Annotated in this window: 18 protein-coding genes; 1 reads left to right on the forward strand and 17 read right to left on the reverse strand. The window is 62.3% G+C overall.

Annotated elements, in window-relative coordinates; translation table 11 throughout:
• Nucleotides 1–13: 13 nt before the first annotated feature.
• The 17 genes from J3E64_RS18085 to J3E64_RS18160 all read right to left on the reverse strand — a co-directional run bounded on the left by J3E64_RS18085 (nucleotide 14) and on the right by J3E64_RS18160 (nucleotide 15,858).
• Nucleotides 14–883: an LPD7 domain-containing protein gene (locus tag J3E64_RS18085; RefSeq protein ID WP_253344440.1), complete on the reverse strand. Its 870-nt coding sequence runs from the start codon at nucleotides 881–883 to the stop codon at nucleotides 14–16.
• A complete protein-coding gene (locus J3E64_RS18090; protein ID WP_253344441.1) occupies nucleotides 873–2,810 on the reverse strand; it encodes a type IV secretory system conjugative DNA transfer family protein in 1,938 nt (645 codons plus the stop codon). Before J3E64_RS18090 ends, J3E64_RS18085 begins: the two co-directional genes overlap by 11 nt.
• A complete protein-coding gene (gene virB11, locus J3E64_RS18095) occupies nucleotides 2,794–3,798 on the reverse strand; it encodes a P-type DNA transfer ATPase VirB11 (protein ID WP_253344442.1) in 1,005 nt (334 codons plus the stop codon). Before virB11 ends, J3E64_RS18090 begins: the two co-directional genes overlap by 17 nt.
• 3 nt (nucleotides 3,799–3,801) lie before the next feature.
• Nucleotides 3,802–5,016: a type IV secretion system protein VirB10 gene (virB10, locus tag J3E64_RS18100; RefSeq protein ID WP_253344443.1), complete on the reverse strand. Its 1,215-nt coding sequence runs from the start codon at nucleotides 5,014–5,016 to the stop codon at nucleotides 3,802–3,804.
• Nucleotides 5,017–5,019: 3 nt separating this feature from the next.
• Complete coding sequence (gene virB9 / locus J3E64_RS18105; protein ID WP_253344444.1) at nucleotides 5,020–5,874, reverse strand: P-type conjugative transfer protein VirB9; 855 nt, start codon at nucleotides 5,872–5,874, stop codon at nucleotides 5,020–5,022.
• Entirely contained in the window at nucleotides 5,871–6,569 is a 699-nt protein-coding gene (locus J3E64_RS18110) for a virB8 family protein (RefSeq protein ID WP_253344445.1), read from the reverse strand. Before J3E64_RS18110 ends, virB9 begins: the two co-directional genes overlap by 4 nt.
• A gap of 330 nt (nucleotides 6,570–6,899) precedes the next feature.
• Entirely contained in the window at nucleotides 6,900–7,844 is a 945-nt protein-coding gene (locus J3E64_RS18115; RefSeq protein WP_253344446.1) for a type IV secretion system protein, read from the reverse strand.
• A gap of 20 nt (nucleotides 7,845–7,864) precedes the next feature.
• On the reverse strand, nucleotides 7,865–8,077 hold the full coding sequence (locus tag J3E64_RS20875; RefSeq protein ID WP_367398646.1) for an EexN family lipoprotein: 213 nt from the start codon (nucleotides 8,075–8,077) through the stop codon (nucleotides 7,865–7,867).
• The gene (locus J3E64_RS18120) at nucleotides 8,077–8,790 is read right to left on the reverse strand and encodes a type IV secretion system protein (RefSeq protein ID WP_253344447.1); all 714 of its coding nucleotides are present in this window, start codon (nucleotides 8,788–8,790) and stop codon (nucleotides 8,077–8,079) included. Before J3E64_RS18120 ends, J3E64_RS20875 begins: the two co-directional genes overlap by 1 nt.
• A 3-nt stretch (nucleotides 8,791–8,793) precedes the next feature.
• Nucleotides 8,794–11,205, reverse strand: coding sequence for a VirB4 family type IV secretion/conjugal transfer ATPase (locus J3E64_RS18125; protein WP_253344448.1), 2,412 nt, complete (start codon nucleotides 11,203–11,205; stop codon nucleotides 8,794–8,796).
• Nucleotides 11,198–11,530 (reverse strand): type IV secretion system protein VirB3, encoded by a 333-nt coding sequence (locus J3E64_RS18130; protein WP_367398644.1) that lies wholly within the window; start codon nucleotides 11,528–11,530, stop codon nucleotides 11,198–11,200. Before J3E64_RS18130 ends, J3E64_RS18125 begins: the two co-directional genes overlap by 8 nt.
• A gap of 13 nt (nucleotides 11,531–11,543) precedes the next feature.
• Entirely contained in the window at nucleotides 11,544–11,882 is a 339-nt protein-coding gene (locus tag J3E64_RS18135; RefSeq protein WP_253344449.1) for a TrbC/VirB2 family protein, read from the reverse strand.
• On the reverse strand, nucleotides 11,879–12,562 hold the full coding sequence (locus J3E64_RS18140; RefSeq protein WP_253344450.1) for a lytic transglycosylase domain-containing protein: 684 nt from the start codon (nucleotides 12,560–12,562) through the stop codon (nucleotides 11,879–11,881). The genes J3E64_RS18135 and J3E64_RS18140 overlap by 4 nt, the downstream gene beginning before the upstream one ends.
• A 195-nt stretch (nucleotides 12,563–12,757) precedes the next feature.
• A complete protein-coding gene (locus tag J3E64_RS18145) occupies nucleotides 12,758–13,642 on the reverse strand; it encodes a phytanoyl-CoA dioxygenase family protein (RefSeq protein ID WP_253344451.1) in 885 nt (294 codons plus the stop codon).
• A gap of 11 nt (nucleotides 13,643–13,653) precedes the next feature.
• Entirely contained in the window at nucleotides 13,654–14,268 is a 615-nt protein-coding gene (locus tag J3E64_RS18150; RefSeq protein ID WP_253344452.1) for an acyl-homoserine-lactone synthase, read from the reverse strand.
• Nucleotides 14,269–14,339: 71 nt separating this feature from the next.
• A complete protein-coding gene (locus tag J3E64_RS18155; RefSeq protein WP_253344453.1) occupies nucleotides 14,340–15,083 on the reverse strand; it encodes a LuxR family transcriptional regulator in 744 nt (247 codons plus the stop codon).
• A gap of 13 nt (nucleotides 15,084–15,096) precedes the next feature.
• Nucleotides 15,097–15,858 carry a LuxR family transcriptional regulator gene (locus J3E64_RS18160; protein ID WP_253344454.1) on the reverse strand — a complete coding sequence of 254 codons (762 nt, stop codon included), beginning with the start codon at nucleotides 15,856–15,858 and terminating at the stop codon, nucleotides 15,097–15,099.
• 219 nt (nucleotides 15,859–16,077) lie between these two features.
• Between J3E64_RS18160 and J3E64_RS18165 the strand changes: the two genes are divergently transcribed.
• Nucleotides 16,078–16,647, forward strand: coding sequence for a hypothetical protein (locus J3E64_RS18165; RefSeq protein ID WP_253344455.1), 570 nt, complete (start codon nucleotides 16,078–16,080; stop codon nucleotides 16,645–16,647).
• Nucleotides 16,648–16,681: the final 34 nt, after the last annotated feature.

The raw sequence follows: 16,681 nt of genomic DNA on the forward strand, positions 1-16,681 counted from the left end.
AATCTTTGGCTGATTATCGGTTGCGCGCTCGCTGTGGCGGAGTTTTTGCCTTAGTGGCATGTTCTCGTCCGCCAGTGCGCTGTCTGTCGTTCGCTTGTCGAACGAGCGCCGGTCGAATTTCCCGGCCAGCACTGAGATTCTGGTCCATCTTGGCTTGAGCGACCTTCATCACGCGTCCGATCGCCGCAGGATCATCGAAAAGGGCCGTTCGGACTACTGCCTCAATCACCCGAAGCTGGCTTTGCGCGGCCCGCTCGTCGCGCGCGCGGTCGCGCGATAGGCCGGGATGCGAGATGCCCGGTGCTGTCGTGGAGCGGTTCGGTTCGGTGGAGCGCCCCTCAAGCGCCGGTGACACGCTGTTACGGCTCGCGTCGCGGCGCATCCGATCCAGCTCCTGGAGATCGCGTTCGGCGGGGCGATAGCCCCTCACCTCAAGGCCCTGGCGGCTCGCCTCAAGCCATGCCGCACGGCGAAAGGGCTCGGTTCCGGTCACATGGATCTGTGACCAACCGCGATGCCGCGCGATCGCGACGAGATCCTTCACGACCTCTTCGCTCTCGCTCGATGTGATCAGCCGGCGGCCCTGATCGCGGAAGGCCGGCTCCGTCGCCTGGGCGGTCGTGAAAAATGCAGGCTCGCCAGACCACCGGCTAGTCGATGAAAAATAGCGTTTGCGTAGGGCTTCAGGGACGTCGCCACTCTCGACCGAGTGGATCTTCTCGGCCTTTTTGATTGGTGATCGGGTACGATCATCAGCTGACGGGTTCGTCTTTCCGTCGTCGGGCGGAATACGCCCCGCGGCTGGCGGTGCTTTTCCTCGGTCTATGCCGATCGTGTTTTCTTTTGCCCTGGGAGTACGGCCCTTCGGCTTGTCAGCGGCCATGGGTGAATCCTTCCTCGATATGTGGCGGGGGTTCAGCCGCGCCCCGATCAATCACCGCTCTTTCGACCATGGCGGCGACGAACCGGATCGCAGCTTCCTCGTCCCCAGGCGCTGGCAACTCCGCGAGATCACCGAGCACCAACATGTCGTCGGTGATGCGGACGGCGCCCGACAGTTCGGCATCGGTCATCTCACGCACAGGCACCTCCGTTTCGAGCGGCGCGCTTCCATCCCTTGCTGACGCCGTGGTACCGCCATGTTCTGCCATGGGGCCGTTGGAGCGCATCGCGGCTACCGCCGGGCGAGCTGGCACGACGGGCGGCGGCAGGACGCGTTTCGTGAAGAGCGACATCCGGAAATAGGCGATCTTCTTGCCGCGGACGGGTGGGACGCCGCCGCGTAAAAGCAGGAGCTCCGATTTGGGCATCTGCATCAGTTCCTGCGGAAGCAGGAGTGCGCGGCGCTGATCCGATTCCGATATGCTGCGATTGGCGAGGAGGCCGTGGATGGTCCGGCTGCGCGACTTCACGTTCATGGTGAAGGAACCCAGACGCTCCGATAGCTCGTTGGCAACCTTGAGTTCCTTGGGTGTGAAGATGATCTCCAGCCCGCAGTTCGCGATGATCTCCTCCGTGACATCCGGCCCATAGATCGCGCGCAGTTGCGCCCTGCTCTGGACCACGGGCAAGAGTCGCAACCCATAGCCCGCGACATAGGAAAAGCCGTTTGCGATCACCGACGCCTTCCCAAGGCGGGCGAACTCGTCAAGGAGCACCAACACCGGGACCGCGGTTGCAGGGTCGGGCAGTTCACGGGTGTTGAGATCCACCAGCTGCTGGAGGAACAGGCTATAGACCGGCGAAATCCGGTCGATATTATCGGGCGACACCCCGAGATAGATTGAGACGCGGTGCCGACGGACATCGCGCAGGTCGAAGTCGCTGGTTGCTGTCGCGGCATCGACCATGGGATTGAGCCAGAGATTGAGCCGGGCGGTGATCGTCTGCTTAATGCCCGAAAAGGTGTTGTCGGACGCTGACGTAAAATCCTGGATCGCGGAGACACAAGGCTGGCTGAGGCGCTGTCCTGCCCTCCCCGCTTCGTCAAGGGCCTTGGGCAGGTCGTTCTTGGGATCGCCGGTGGTCAGCCAGCGGTAAATTTCACCGATGGTGAAAGGCAGGCCAGGATTGCTGGCCACCAGCGCCCCCACGCCGACAAAGGCGGCGCGGGCAGATTCAGCCCAAAAGGGGTCGGACCGCTCCGGCGCGGGGAAGAGCATGCCGGCGATCTTCTGCAACTCGTTGATCACATCAGTGTCATCGGCCCTGTGGATATGGGCGAGCGGATTATATCGGGCACTGCGGCCTTCTGTGTCGAGCGGGTCGAAGAGAAAGACCCGGTGTCCGGCGCGTGCGCGGAAACCCGCGCTGGCCGCCCAATTCTCCCGCTTCACGTCGAGCACGACGGTGGAATCCGGCCATGTCAGCAGATTAGGGATGACGACGCCAACGCCTTTCCCCGCTCTCGTCGGCGCTTCGAGCAGGACATGTTCATTCCCACCGAAGATCAGGAGCCGCCCTCCCCTTCGGCCGACAACAATGCCGGTCCTCGATCTCAAACCTTCGCGGCGGATTTCCGCCTCGCGGGCAAAGCGAGCCGTTCCATGCAGCGCCGGACCGCGGCGGAAGATCGCAATCGCGACAAGGCCGACGACGGCGAGACCGGTGAGCCCGCCCCGCCGGAGCCAGTCAATCAGGAGCGGGTCCGAACGATAATACCAGAGCCACGCCGGAAGAGCGCGGAGGTCGGTGTGCGGACCGATCTGGCCCAGGCCGAACAGCGCGATCGCGAGCGTGACCGTCGCCCAGCAGACCGCCGCCAGAAGCGCCCAACCGGCCAGACCCCAGGCGTTATGCCGCGCCAGCATCGCCAGTCCTTGGATTGAAATAGACCTCTTCCACCTCGAACCGGCCGCCATGGCGCCGGGTCTGGACGACAATATCGACAAGCATCCGCAGCAGCCCGCGAATATCGTCGCGAGCAAGGTCGCGGCCGCCTTCGGATTCCTTCACGAGAAGCGTGAGTTGCTCGAAGGCGCCGGCCGCGGAACCCGCATGGACCGTCGTGATCGAGCCGGGATGCCCGGAATTGACGTTGCGAAGATAGAAGAAGGCGGTGCCGTCCCGCAGTTCCTGAAGCAAAATCCGGTCAGGGCGCATGCGGAGCGCGCTCTCCAGCAGCTGCTTGGCGCCGACCTTCGCCAACCCTTGCCCCTCGCTCGAATAGACCATGTGTACGACGTTGCGGTGCGGCACGATCAATTCACGCGTGTCCTCGATCGTCAGCAGGCGCTCTCCGGCCGGAATGAGTTGAATGAGCGCCTTGGCGAGGGTCGTCTTGCCGGAGCCGGTAGCACCGCTGACCAGAATATTCTTGCGCGCGGCGACCGCGATTTTGAAGAAAGCTGGCCAATCGCCTGCATCTCGCAGAGCGACCAGGTTCGCATCGACGTCGGTAAATCCTTTGGCACTTGCACGCGTCGTCGCGAAGAGACCGGCGGATGCGAGTTCGTCGATCGGCATTGTGACTGTCGAGGGCTTGCGAATGGTGAAGGATGGGCAGCCGCTCGGCGTGACCGAGGGTATGACGATCTGGCAGCGTTCGCCGGCCGGCAGGATCGTCGAGCAGATAGGTGACTGCGCATCGACGTCCTGGTGCGTGAAACTCGCCGCGGCGACGGCAAGCGTGCTCAGCCATTCGCTATCGAGTTCGGGAAGCTCGTGCCATGTCCACCCGTTGCGATCTTCGATACCGGCCTCGCTGGGCCGGTTGATCACCAGTTCGGTCACCCCGTCCGGCTCAAGCAGGGGAAGCAGCGGCGCGAGATAATGTCGGAGAACGGCCGTGTCGCGCATCGCTCACCGCCGCAATTTCAGATTATAGACATCCGCGAAATTGAAATCCTTCGCGACGAAGATCCCGACCTCCTCGCCCTGATTTTTCTTCAGGACCGGTCGGATGTTGATGTTGTTCTGCAAAGCGATAGCCGCGCCTTCGCTTGGCGTCCGGGTGATGTTGTTGAAATTGCCATTGCCGTTCGAAACCGCTTGCCCACCGATATAGGCCGCATCATCGACAAGGGAGAGCAGGAGCGCCCCGCCAAACCGTGCCCAGAAGAAGGTGTCGACCGCACCTGCCAGCCCAGCCCGGCCCAAGGCATCGGATCCGGGCGAGGCAAGATCGATCCGGACGCCTTGCGGCGTGACGGCACGGGTCCAGAGCACGAAGAGACGGTTCTGGCCCTGCTGGATGCCGCCCCGATATTCGCCCAGCACGCGCGTGCCCTTCTCCATCAGGACGACCCGACCGTTCTCCGAATAGACGTCACGCGGAATAAGGCAGGACGTGTAGCCAGGCTGCGCGGAATTGATGGCCGTCTGGAGGACGCATGGGATCAGCGTGCCAGCGGTAATGAGGAAATTGCGGTTTGGCAGCATCGAGGCGCGCGCTTCACCAACGGCCGAACTCTGACGGAGAAGGTCGAGGGCATTCGGGGAAGCCGGCGGCGGCGCTGTTCCATCGGCGGAAGCAACGGACGGCCTTCCCGCATCCATCCCCGGCATATCCTGCTGAACCGGACGAGTCCCGGAATCCTGCCCGCCATAGGCAATCAGCGTGGACCGCCGCGCCTGATCGGCAAGGTTGGGTTTGGATGCCGCGCCGCCCGACGTGGGAGCAGCGCCTGGCTGCAAGGCGGGCACGACCTGCCCGTCCGGGCCGACGACCGGCGGTGGGTTTAGTACGGGAGCATTGGGATCGACGCCCGCAGCGGCCAATGGTCGGGGAGCGACGGCCGCATAATCGACGGTCTCTCGCGGCACGAGATCAGGCCGCTCACGAGCCGCGCCCGCCGGCGCAGTCATATCCCGCCGCCCTGATTGTCCTGTCCCGGAATTCACCCATAAAATGCCGAGCACCATGGCGGTTCCCGCAACGATGAGCGCGGTGTTCCGCTTGGCGGAGGTCATGCCGCCGATCGGCGCTATGCCCCGCTCCTGCAGGATTTCGTCCCGCTCCGGCGTGGGATCTCCGGTCGGAAGCGATCGCGCTACGGGGGTGGATTCTTCGGCCATGACCTATTCCTGCGGATTTGTGATGGTGCGCTCGACATGCGGCGAGCCGGTGTTGGTGCCGTAATCGACGCCATAGGGTTCCGGGGCCTGGTTATAGATGCACAGCACCTCGCGGCCGCGGCGCAACCGCAATTGCTTGGCGACCATATGCACGACGACGAACTCGGCCCGCACATCGAAGGGAACCAGCGTTTCCGACCCGTCGGACCGCACGAGGTAGATGGCGGGAACCTCCCGGTTGGCAGGGAAACGCAGCACGGTGAACTGCCCGTTGTCGGAGACTTCCGACGGTTGCAGGTCGCTCGAGCCCTGGATCTTGTAGTTCATGTTGCGCGGTCCCTCGATCACGCCATGATCGAGAGCGCCACGAACCGCCTGGGCCTCCAGCGCGGCCGCTTGCATGGCGATTTGCGTCGCCCTCAATCGCTCGGCTTTGGCGGCATCGTCACGAGGGTATCGGAATCGCACCTGAAAATAGGCTTGTCCGTTGCGCCCGGTGATAGGGCCGCTGCGAGCGGTCAGCTCAAAAGCATAGTTGCGGAGCGCGCCCCCGCGCGATGTCGTCACGATCAGATTGGTTGGACCAGCGCGTTCGCGGGGCTTGAGAAACAAAATATGGCCGGCGACAGCGACTTCCCATGAGACGGTATCGCCGAGCGCCACATGCTGAATCGTCTCATCTTCGCTCAGTACGATCTGCGTGGCGGTTCGGAACGTGCCGACGACCCGATAGACCTGCATCTCCTCATAATCGACGAACTTGACCCGAGGGTCTGCCCGCGCGCCGCGCGGAACCTCCACGGCGCCCGCGATGGCCGGCACCAGCACCAGCGCGAGTGCAGGAAATAGCGCCTTCATCGCGTGACCTCCGGATCGGACCGATAGTTCTCGACCTGGAAGCCCAGGGGATTGCGATAGCGGTCTCCCTCCGACATCGGCGCGTTGGCGTAAGTGAAGGTGACGGTCGCGATCCAATCGCTGCTTTGCGTGTCGGTTTCCGTCTGGATCAACCGGGTGAAGCGAATGTTGGCTACCCGATCGTTGATGAAGGCGATGTTGCGAACGCGAGCCTGGACGACGGCATTCTTGCCCCAAACATTCTGCGGGCTGGAGCCGTTATTGTTGCTGAAGAAGCGCGCCCAACGCTGCTGCTCGGCAGGCTGCGACAAGATCGTCACCGAGCGGAAATTCTCCTCGGCCGCCGCGGGGATCCAGCTCTCCCGGGTCCGCACATATTGCGCCAGGAAATATTTGGTGACCGCTTCGTCGTACCGCATGGGACGCTCGGTCAAAGCGGTCTGGACGTCGACGGCGCCAGTCGTCTGGTTCACACGAATGACGTAAGGGACGACAGTTTTCAGCGGGGTTAGCGCCGCAACTGCGAAGATGGAAACAGCAGCAAGGATCGACGTCACCCCGGCAACACCCCATGCGATCCTGCTCGAGCGCAGCGCCGAGCGGATACGATCCTGGTCCCAAGTCCGGGCATCACCGAAATATCTTTGCAGCCCTGCCGCCGGAACAGCTTCGGCCTGGTCGTCAGCAACTCGCATAAAGCTGCTCCCTTGGGGCGGCAGAAATCTTGTCCTCGCCCGGTGCGACAGGTTGCGGCACGGCTGGCGGAACTGGCGGGTCGCCAGGCTTCGGATGGGCAAGCTGCGGCACGGGGGGCGCGCTTCTGGGCGCTGTGGTCGCCGGGACAGGTGAACCGGGCAAAACACTGCCGTAGATGTTCACATCCCGGAGATGGTGACCGTCGCAGACCGCCAACTTCTTCGCGCCAGTAGCGCATCCTGCCAGCGCGGCCACCACACCAAATGCTGTGATGAAGCGTGAGGCGAACCCCAGAGAGAAGGCGTGTCCTGACATTGAGAAAGCTCCCGTCACGCTGCTTCGATCGCGCCACCCTGTCGGGCGGCACGTTCCAGGTTGCGGCTGTTGCGCATGACGCGCCGTTGGCGGAATGGTGAGGCCATAGTCCCCCAGGCGGTGCCGGCGAACGCGCCTACCCCCGCCGCCGCTCCGCCAGCGATGCCGGTGGCGATCGCTGGGGCCTGGAAAAAGAATATGGTCCCAAGAAAGATATATGCGGCGAAGAGCACGGCCCCGAATGCGGTATCCACCACTCCTTCTGAAGCGGTCGTGGCAGTAGCGCCGAGGTCCGTGATCAACGTTGTGATCGCGATGATCACCGCGAGCAGTACGATATAGTTGACGGCCTGACCCAACCATCCATGAAAGAATCGCCTAGTCGGCTCGAACAGCGCAAGAGCAATAAAGATGGGGCCAAGGGCGATGATGATCGCAAGCGCCACTTTTGCAAAAATTGTGATTGCAAAGCCGACGGCAGCCGACAGGCCAGCCAAAGCCTTCAACCCAAGACTAAGTGCATATAGGACGAGTTTATAGGGGTTTATGTCGCTGTAAGTCGCAGCTTCAGTTTCAATGCGCGCTATTATGATATCGCTTTGAGTATAGTAATCGTCGAACGCCTGCCCAGCGGTGCTGACTGTTTTTCCTGCAAGCGCCTGTGAGATTGCATCCGGCATTCCGTGGAATAATGGCGTAGTTATCCAATCTGAATACGCCACGGTGGTTGCCGCCACATATAGCAGACACAGCTTGACCATCCGATAGAAGAGTTCACCCCATGGCTCGCTGATAATGCCGCGCATGACCATGTATCCAAACAGCGCGATATAAATCACTAGGCCGAGCGCTAATGGCCCCCGAACCACGTCGACCACATTCTGCAACCGCTCATTGAGGAACAGATCCAGCTTTCCATCAATGTTCGTATAGAGCGAGTTGAACAGAGTTATGGCCATCACAGTCATCCCCCCGTGAGCTATTTCGCTAAGGACTGAAGCTTGTTGTTGAGCGTCCGCAGGCTCTCCGCGTTTGAACACTCCTGCGAATTCGCATGCGTTCCGTCAGCACATGTTCTGATAAGTTCGCGCAATTCATCAGGGTGTTGCCGAAGATAGTCCTTGCCGCGAGGCGCCTGCTGGCACCCGACCAATATCGTCGGCGCAAGCGCAAGAGCTATGATTCCCCGCATCACTGGGAGAGGCTTTCGAGCTTTGCAGACAAAATTGCTTCGCTTTCCCTTTGGGATCTCAAGTGGGCTTGGGCCTCCTGTCTCATCTGCAAGGCCTGGAGTTGTACGGCGTCATTCTGGATGTGGGCATTCTCGACGCCCACCCTCGCCTGAATATCCATGACCTGCTTTGCGTCCGATGCGCTGTCGAGCGAGGTGCGGAGCTCCTCAAGGCCGGCGGTCCTCTGCGCGCTGACCCCGTAAGCAGACTCGGCGATCGCCGCATCGCGTGCCGCCATATCGCCGTTACGAAGCAAGGCGTCCCGCGAGCTCCGTTCATAGGCTGTGGCGCCGGGGCGGAGTTCCGGCAGCGCGATGCTATTGGCTTCGCGGATCCTCATCGCGGCGCTGCCCAGCGATCCAAGGCTCGCATTGTCGGATGACATCAGCCGCCCGATATCGCGCGCATCGGCTGGAAGTAGGTGCCGCATGGCATCCGTCGAGAGGGAGGACGCTATACCGTTGACGTTCGTGACCTGGTTGAAGCTGCCGTAGAGTTGCTGCGCTTCGGCGATCTGCTCCTTGCCCTGTTCGATCATTGACAGGGTGTTTCTCACCGTGGCGAGTGCCTGCAGATAGCCCGAACTGTCATAGACTGGGATGCCTTGCGCCAGCGCCGGCGTTGCCGCGGCTGACGAGAGCATTATGAGCATGGCCAAGCTGATTCTACGCATTGTTCACACCTTTCTGGTTGATGCCGACCGGCGCTGCTGATGGAAGAGGGGGAGCCATTCGGCGGGATCGTCCCCGACCTGGGCGCGAATGGCATCGAGGAGCATCACCGTCTCGGTGGTGCCCGAAAGCACTGCAAGCTCGTCCGATAGCCCCGCCAGATCGAGTTCGACGACGATCGAGTCATGGCCCTGCTTGATGAGGAAGCGCCGGGATTCCGGGTTCAGGTCGTGCCGGATGAGCTTATATTCCGCCCGGGTCAGGCCAAGGCCGTCGATATAGTCCGCTTCGCGGCCATAGGGGTTGGGCAGCAGGATCTTGGTCGCGACCTGCTCCATGATGCTGTGCGAAATATCCGATCGCAGCGCATCCGCTGGGCTTTGCGTGCCGAAAACGAGAAACGCATTCTGCTTGCGGTAGGTCTTGAGACCATCCTGGGCGAAGGCCCGAAAGGCCTCATCGCCGAGCGCCTTCCAGAACTCGTCAATGTCGATGACAAGGCGGCGGCCGTCCAGCAGTCCGTCGATCCTGTGGAACATATACATCATGAGCGGGGTGCGGACCTCGGGATTGTCGAGGAAGTCCGTCATGTCGAAACCGAGGAACGGGGCGTCGAGCGAGAGCGCATCGGTCTCATTGTCGAAGACCCAGCCAAGCGAGCCGCCCCGCGCCCATTTTTCGAGCCGGGCACCGATGCCCTCGGGATCGCGCTGGCCGAGCAACTGCCGCAACGCGAGCATGGATCGGTCCTCGGGCGCGAGTCGCCCCAGCGAGGCGAGGCCCTCGTCGATCATGCGCTCTTGGGCAACGCCGAGTTGGCCGCCCGCCGGAGTGACGAGATGGCGGATCAACCGGCCCAGGAAGACTGTATTACGCGGGATGTGTGCGAGGGCGCGCAGGGGGGCGAAACCCGTCGGCTCGCCATTTTTCAATGTTAGATACAGTCCACCCGCCGACCGGACGTAAATCTCCGCTCCTCGATCCTTGTCGATGAAAATCTGCTGCGCGCCGGTCTTTTCGAGCTGCGCCATCAGGAAGTTCTGAACCACGGTCTTGCCGGCGCCGGAGGGGCCGATGATGAGCGTGTGGCCCAGGTCGCCCACATGGAAATTGAAATAATAGGGAGATTGCGCCGCCGTCTTCATGAGGGCGATCGCCGGCCCCCAATGGTTGCCCGTAGCGCGGCCAGGAGGATAAGTGTGGAAGGGCGCGAGGGCCGCAAAGTTTCGCGACGTGATCGCCGCGGGACGGGCTCGCCAGGCGAAATTGCCCGGTAGCTGCGCCCAGAAGGCGGCTTCCAGTGCTGGCCCCTCGCGAGCCGATACCAGACCCGCGTCCGCCAGCGCAGCCCGGGCGGCGGAGAGATTGTCGGCCAAGCGCTTCTGGCCCTCGGCGAACACGGCGAGCGAGAAATGGTGCTCGCCCAGCACGAAACGGTTGCTTTGAAGATCGTCGGCCGCATCACCGAGGTCGAGCGCCTGGCTGGCCGCCGCATCCTCTGTCGATGCCATCTGGTTCTGCCGGCGACGCAGGCGCTCCGCGGCTCGCGCCTTGCTCATAAAAGTGAAAGACTGCGAGACGACGAACGCGAAATCCTGGCCGAGCAGCGCGTTCATCTGACCGGGCCGGGTCACGGCGGGATATTCGCGGATACCAAAAATGCCCAACCACCGACTGTGGTCATGGGCGCGGATCTCAACCGTCTCGCGCCCGAATATCACGCGCTCGCCATAAAGCGCGGAGCCGAGGTGACCGCGGACCAGCGGCACCTTGGCGGGCGCACCCATCATGATCTGTTCCAGCACTTCGAGCGGGCCTGAGAACATCAGGCCATGCTGTTCGTAGAGACCGAGCCGAGCCGGGCTGCATCGCCTGAGCAGCTTCTCGATGTCGCGCGCCTTTTCCTCAAAGCGCGTCAGTTCGTCGGGATCGACTTCCTGGTCCGTGGCCTTCGCCTTTGCGATCCGCCTCAACAGCAAGCCGGTGCGGTCGGCCGATCCGACTGCCGGACGCAGCAGCAGTGTCAAATAATGTTCGTTGACGAACATGCGCTTGGCGGTGACACGCGCACGATATTTGCCGTCGAGGTCCGATGCGAATGCGGACCGGAATGGACCTTCGGGATAATCGCTGATTGGCCGTCGCACGACATGCATCCAGATCGCCAGGCGATCGTCCGCGATATTGCGCCAGGTGCCGTTGAGCTTTTCGTGCCAGTCGTTCAATTGCACGGGATCGGCGGTTTCAAAGGCCAGCCCATCGAGCCGAAACATCATCATGAGGTCGCCGCTGTCGAGCGCGATGACCTCTGCCGTCACATGTCGGGCGTAGGGCAGATAGCGGCCGGGCTCGGTTTCCTGCCTCAGGATGCGCCACGGCGTCTTGCGCGCCGACATCGAGTTGGCTGCGCTAGCCATGGGCAAAGCCTTTTCGCTTGAGCCCCGCTACCGGAAGCGGCGAATAGGAGCTTCCGCCCCACCAGCCGCGATTGCGGCAGCGGGCCTTCGTCATGGTCCAGAGCCAGAGCAGCCGGAACGCGTTGGCGTCGTGGCGGACAATCAACCGCGCGACCGCAAGGCAGGCGCCCCCTATCGCGCAGGCATAAAGGGGGTTTCCGCTGACGATCAGGGAAAGACAAGCGACCAGTGCGATCGGAAGCGACGCCTCGATCGGCACGCCGAGCCACATAGTCGGCCGCGTTACCGCCAGGAACAGCGTCTCTTCGCGCAATTTCTCGTCCACGGCCGCCCTCCCCTCAGGCGCCGCCGGTGATCGTGTCGACGATCCACTGCGCGCTGAAGACGATGAAAATCCCAACGATGACGGTGACGAGCAGCCCAAGACTGGCGCGCCCGGTGAAAAACATGAAGCCGACAATGACAACCGCGATCACCGCAATCGTCTTTGCGAACGTACCCGTCAGCCAGGTCTTGATGTTCTCGGCCATGGACGTGATGCCGTCGGCGCCTTGAGCATGCGCGGGATCGCTCAGGACCAAGGAAAGGAGAATGGCGAGCGCCAAGATGCCGAGGATACGCAGCAGGAGCTGCGCCCATCGCGGCTGCGCACCCACGCGGGCGGTGATCGCTGTCATGGATGCTGTCCTTTCGAAGCTGTCGTCCCATCACCGAAGACCATGAGGGACGCTTGAGATGCTTGGGCCTCGACATCCCAGCGGGGTGTTTCCACTGTGCTGGCGGCTAGTTGCACCGGCGCTCCACCATCGGTCGGCAATCCAGCGGAGAAAGTCCCTGGGGAGGCCGGTCGAGTTGCCGGGACAGTTGCGCCTGGCCCCATCTGAGGGATGACATGGGCCGCGCTGGCATAGACCTTCGCAACATAGCCGTTGCTGAAGCCGCGCCTGCGGTCGCCCGTGTTATAGAGCGAGAGCGCCGTCGCGATGGCGTGTTGCGGCGTCGGTGCAAGCCGCGCGACGGCCCGGTAGTTGAGCGTGAGAACCCGCGCCGCGGCCGCGAGATTGGCGCAAGGTTCGAAAGCCTGCTCGATCGACAGGCCGAGCCAGGCCAGATTGGCGCTGTTGATCTGGCCGAGGCCTAGGTCGATGTTGACGCCACGACGGATCAAGGCCCGCGCTGCCGCTACCGCCTCTTCCTTCGTTGCCACTTCGGGGCGGCGGATGCCGGGGCTGTTCACGCCGATGGCGAGCGTGTTGAAATGGCTTTCCGCGTGGACAATCGACATCAATGTCTCGGGCGCCACGCTCGGCCCGCAGGCTCTTGCGAGGGCATAGGCACCGGCGACGTCGAGGATCACCGTTCTTCTCCCGTCAAAGGTTTGAGACGGACAAGGGCGAAGACCGCCAAGCCTGTAAGAGCACGCTGCATCGCGTCTTCTCCCCGCAGCAAATGCCCTTCGCCGCGAAGAAAAAGGCCTCAGCTATCCGTTGGATTTCACCTCTCTTTTGTTCCGAGCCGGGCCGATTTCGACAATCCCCCCACCTGGGGGGGCCTAGTGCGGGGCCGATCGCTGCCCTACCAGGAAATCGGCCAGCGCGGCTTCCTGGTCGGGACGCAGAGCGTCGGTTGCGGCCAGATGCTCGGCGAGCCCATCGCGCAACAGAACCGATGGACATTGTCCCTCATAGTTGCCGAGATTGGGTCGATGCTGCCGGTAACCGACCAATCCCGCGAGCTCTGGCGGGAAGCGCCTGGCAACCTCGGGCGGATAGACGAGCCACTGGTTTTCGTAGGGCTTCAGCCAGCCAAGGCAGTAGCTGACAATGATGCCACGCCGCACGCCAGGACTGGCGTTCGCGCCGGCGCCGTGAAGCGTCGAGCCCAGAAAGACGATTGCTGAGCCGGGGGCGCATTCGATCGCCAAGGGATCTCTCTCCTGCGCCTCTGCGTCACCGCCATTTTGGCTGCCCGGCCAGATAAGCGTCGCGCCGTTCTCGCGGCGGAAGGGCGTCAGCGGCCACATGACGTTGACCAGATATTCAACCTCACCCGTCACGCCGCACCACATGTCCTGATCGCGATGAGGGAACTGCGCTGGTGCCCCGGGATGGAGTTCCAATGCCTGGGCGAGGTTGAGCTGAATGACGTCGCACCATGGCTCCAGGACTGTGCGGGCGAGATCGAGGATCGCGGAATTTTGGATCAGTTCGGCTGCGTGATCGCTTCGCTTCAGCAGCCCCCCGAACCGCTTGGTCCTCGGTCCATAGAAGCCGCCTTGACAGAAGGGGGTATCTACAAAGCGCTGCGCGAGATCGCGATCGACGGCCCGGATAACATCCGGGGTCACAATGTCGTGCAGGACGCAGTAGCCACGCGTAGTAAGTTCATTCGTGGCGGCGATATGCCCATGTTCATGGGCCAGGGTGGCGCTAGCCATGATGTCTCTCCTCACGCCGCTGCCGCCAGATCGCGCAAGGCGACCGATCGATAAACGCCCGCTGCCGCCATCTTGGCCGGAGTTCGCGCATCAATATCGATCGCCAGGGCAATCAGATCAGCCCCTGCTTGCGCTGCGGGCAGGCCCAGGGGCCGGCACTCCCATCCGAAGCTGAGTATCTGCTGGAACCACGGCCGCTCCGCGACGCCCGTATATTGGCTGATCCGATGCTCGAGCGCATAGTCGACCAAGGCTGAAACCAACTGGTCGCGAACGAGGCGACGATCGCGTGCGCAGAGCCGCCTCGACAGGCAGAAGCGGGTGATCTCCAAAATGTCCCGCCCGCTCGGCGGCGGCGCTTCACAAAGGCCGGGAAAGATGGAGCCGAGGATATGCGCGCCATCGGTTGCAAGCAGGCGCGCCGACCCCAAATGGCGCCCATCGGGGCTGGGGATGACGATATAGGTCGCATTCTCGCTGTCGAACTGATCGACTTCATAGCGACCTTCGAGGACGGGAACGTCCCATTTGAGTAGATCTACGAAAACCTCCTTACGGTCCTCGAACATCGACCTGAAAAGTTCGTCCGTCATGGCGGACGAGTAACCACTTGCAATCTGTCGCATCTGACTTCCTCCTTTGAGGAGGTCAGTCGATCAAAAGGCGGCCCGCGCCGTTATCCCCAGAACTGGGGAGATCATCGGCCGAAGACATCGGCGAAGCTGATCTGTCCGTCGAACAGCGCACGGATTGCGAGGAGAGTTCGCCTGGTGGTTCCGTATCGCTCGCGCGCATCCTTCACATGCTGGGTCACGGTTTCCTGCCCGATACCCAGAATGCGGCTGATTTCCCAATCCGTCTTGCCCCGTGCGACCAGGGCCACGCATTCCGCTTGCCGGTCTGTCAGGCGGGTGAATTCCATCGGCACCGTGCCAGTTCTACCGAGACGGCGCGCCGCCTCGAACGCAAATCCTCCAATCAGTTGGACAAAGGGCAATTGATCTCGATCGATTTCGCCGCCGCTTCTCGTGGCGAACGAACAGGATCCGTTGAGTTCCCCAGGAAGATGGGCGGGAATGGTGAACCCCTCGCCCAGGCCGGCTGTCCTCGCGTCCGCGAGGACGGAACGATCGGCAGGCGTCAAGTCTATCAGGCGTCCGACGTCAGACCAGGTGAAACCGACGCTGGTTCGCTGGCTCGCGCGGTGGATCGGATCGCAGGCATAGAGGCGCCGGGCCTCGAAACATTCTATCCAGTCTGCCGGATAGTCGACCAGGTTGATCCGATGGCCAGCATTCGTGAGTTCAACGTGATGGACCAGCGCGAAATAGGCAAAGCCCATGCGCCGGGTCATCTCGGCGAGGAGGTCTTTGAGGGCGTCGGCCGATGGTAGCGCGGCGGCAGAAGCGCAGAACGCCCGTACATGGGATAGGCCGATCATCGCGCATGGCTGGCTAGAGAAGAGCGTCCATGTTGAGATGCCCGTCCCGCACCGCGCGAAGCACGAGCTGCGTACGACGGCGCACGCCGTAGCGACGGCGCGCGGCCTCCACATATTCGTGAACCGTGTCGCGGCTGAGCCCCAGAATCTGGCCGATCTCCCAATCGCTTTTCCCCTGGGCGACCAGGGCCAGACATTCAATCTGTCGCGGGCTGAGCGCGACGCAGGCCAGGGGGCGACTGCCGTCATCGACCAGTTCGCGGGCGCGGTCGAATGCGACCGATCCCAGCAATCGGACGAGGAGTACGTCCGCCGGTTCCAGTGCCGCGTCCGAGGCGCGAGCAGCTGTGAAGATCGCTTCCGCTTCACCCGGTGTACGGATCGGCATGCTGTAGCCCGAAGCAAGATGATGGTCGCGGGCGCGTGCAAGGATATCCCCCTGACGGGGCGTCAAATCGATGATGTCGCCGACGCGGTCCCATGCCAGACCTGATGGCGTTCGCGCGCAGGCAGCATGGATCGGGTCTTCCAGATAATGCCGTTCTTCCAGCACCTCCTCCAACCAGCTGGCAGGATATGTGGTCAGGAACAAGGCCCCGTCCGCCCCGCGCTGCAAATCGACATTATGGATGAGCGCGAACCACTGGAATCCGAACTGGCGGATGGCCGCGTCGATGACCCGGTGGAGATCCTCGAGTGTCTCCGCCCGCGCGCAGGCGTCAGTGAATTCGGCGAGGTCGGACAATCGACCGCAATCTTTGATCTTCGTAGCCATTATGAAAGGCTCGGACGAAGGACTGGCGCCGTCCAGCCCCCAAGCGACGAAGCTGACGCCGAACGCGACCAATTGAGAACGAGTCTCAATTCGATCCGTTTCGAATGAATCAGCTATGACACTTTGCCTCAGGGTAAAGTGTCATACTCGACAAAATATGCGGGCTGATCGCCCAAGGGATTCACATTGATCCGCCTTTGTGCTTGATTCAGTCCCGCTATGTTTCACGATGCCTCTCCTCGATCAAACGCACCCGGCGCATGCGATATGGTCTCGATATTGCAGCGGCTTTCGGGTTTTTCGCGCCCACGCTACGCATTCATGCTGCTTAACCTAATCGCCCAGGTTGCCGGTCCCGACGGAAGCGCAGGGCCGTGGATCGTTCGCGATGGCAAGAGGATATCCCTGCGCGACTGGCTTTGCGATGCGCTGGCTCCAATGGCAGTTCGCGAGACCCGACGGTCAGCCCTCATACAACGCGTTCGCGCTGATCTGCTGGAATGCGGCGAACTTCCGGCCGATCCCGTTAAATGCGATGCTGCAATCGATCAGGTGGCAATCTCGCGAGCGCGTGTCGCCGGCAAAAGCAACCTCAGCCGGGCGGTATCCGAGCTCGTAGCCGCCGGACTATTGCGCCGGCACTATGAAGGATATCGAGTGGACCATCACAATAGGGGTGGGCAGCGCCACGCGGTTTACACCCTCATAGGTGCCTCTCGAAGGCTGAGCGCTTCGGCGAGTCAGCCTGAGCGGCCGGTTCATCAAGCGGAGTTCGATTTCGCATTCTAGGGGTTATGCATTGGCTTTGCGATCACCGTCATGG

It is taken from the genome of Sphingobium sp. OAS761 (genome assembly GCF_024168485.1).
Lineage (GTDB): Bacteria > Pseudomonadota > Alphaproteobacteria > Sphingomonadales > Sphingomonadaceae > Sphingobium.

Excerpts from the sequence above, each read along its gene's own strand:
- J3E64_RS18085 (WP_253344440.1), bottom strand. The coding sequence starts at position 883 with ATGGCCGCTGACAAGCCGAAGGGCCGTACTCCCAGGGCAAAAGAAAAC.
- J3E64_RS18090 (WP_253344441.1), bottom strand. The coding sequence starts at position 2,810 with ATGCTGGCGCGGCATAACGCCTGGGGTCTGGCCGGTTGGGCGCTTCTG.
- virB11 (WP_253344442.1), bottom strand. The coding sequence starts at position 3,798 with ATGCGCGACACGGCCGTTCTCCGACATTATCTCGCGCCGCTGCTTCCC.
- virB10 (WP_253344443.1), bottom strand. The coding sequence starts at position 5,016 with ATGGCCGAAGAATCCACCCCCGTAGCGCGATCGCTTCCGACCGGAGAT.
- virB9 (WP_253344444.1), bottom strand. The coding sequence starts at position 5,874 with ATGAAGGCGCTATTTCCTGCACTCGCGCTGGTGCTGGTGCCGGCCATC.
- J3E64_RS18110 (WP_253344445.1), bottom strand. The coding sequence starts at position 6,569 with ATGCGAGTTGCTGACGACCAGGCCGAAGCTGTTCCGGCGGCAGGGCTG.
- J3E64_RS18115 (WP_253344446.1), bottom strand. The coding sequence starts at position 7,844 with ATGGCCATAACTCTGTTCAACTCGCTCTATACGAACATTGATGGAAAG.
- J3E64_RS20875 (WP_367398646.1), bottom strand. The coding sequence starts at position 8,077 with ATGCGGGGAATCATAGCTCTTGCGCTTGCGCCGACGATATTGGTCGGG.
- J3E64_RS18120 (WP_253344447.1), bottom strand. The coding sequence starts at position 8,790 with ATGCGTAGAATCAGCTTGGCCATGCTCATAATGCTCTCGTCAGCCGCG.
- J3E64_RS18125 (WP_253344448.1), bottom strand. The coding sequence starts at position 11,205 with ATGGCTAGCGCAGCCAACTCGATGTCGGCGCGCAAGACGCCGTGGCGC.
- J3E64_RS18135 (WP_253344449.1), bottom strand. The coding sequence starts at position 11,882 with ATGACAGCGATCACCGCCCGCGTGGGTGCGCAGCCGCGATGGGCGCAG.
- J3E64_RS18145 (WP_253344451.1), bottom strand. The coding sequence starts at position 13,642 with ATGGCTAGCGCCACCCTGGCCCATGAACATGGGCATATCGCCGCCACG.
- J3E64_RS18150 (WP_253344452.1), bottom strand. The coding sequence starts at position 14,268 with ATGCGACAGATTGCAAGTGGTTACTCGTCCGCCATGACGGACGAACTT.
- J3E64_RS18155 (WP_253344453.1), bottom strand. The coding sequence starts at position 15,083 with ATGATCGGCCTATCCCATGTACGGGCGTTCTGCGCTTCTGCCGCCGCG.
- J3E64_RS18160 (WP_253344454.1), bottom strand. The coding sequence starts at position 15,858 with ATGGCTACGAAGATCAAAGATTGCGGTCGATTGTCCGACCTCGCCGAA.
- J3E64_RS18165 (WP_253344455.1), top strand. The coding sequence starts at position 16,078 with ATGTTTCACGATGCCTCTCCTCGATCAAACGCACCCGGCGCATGCGAT.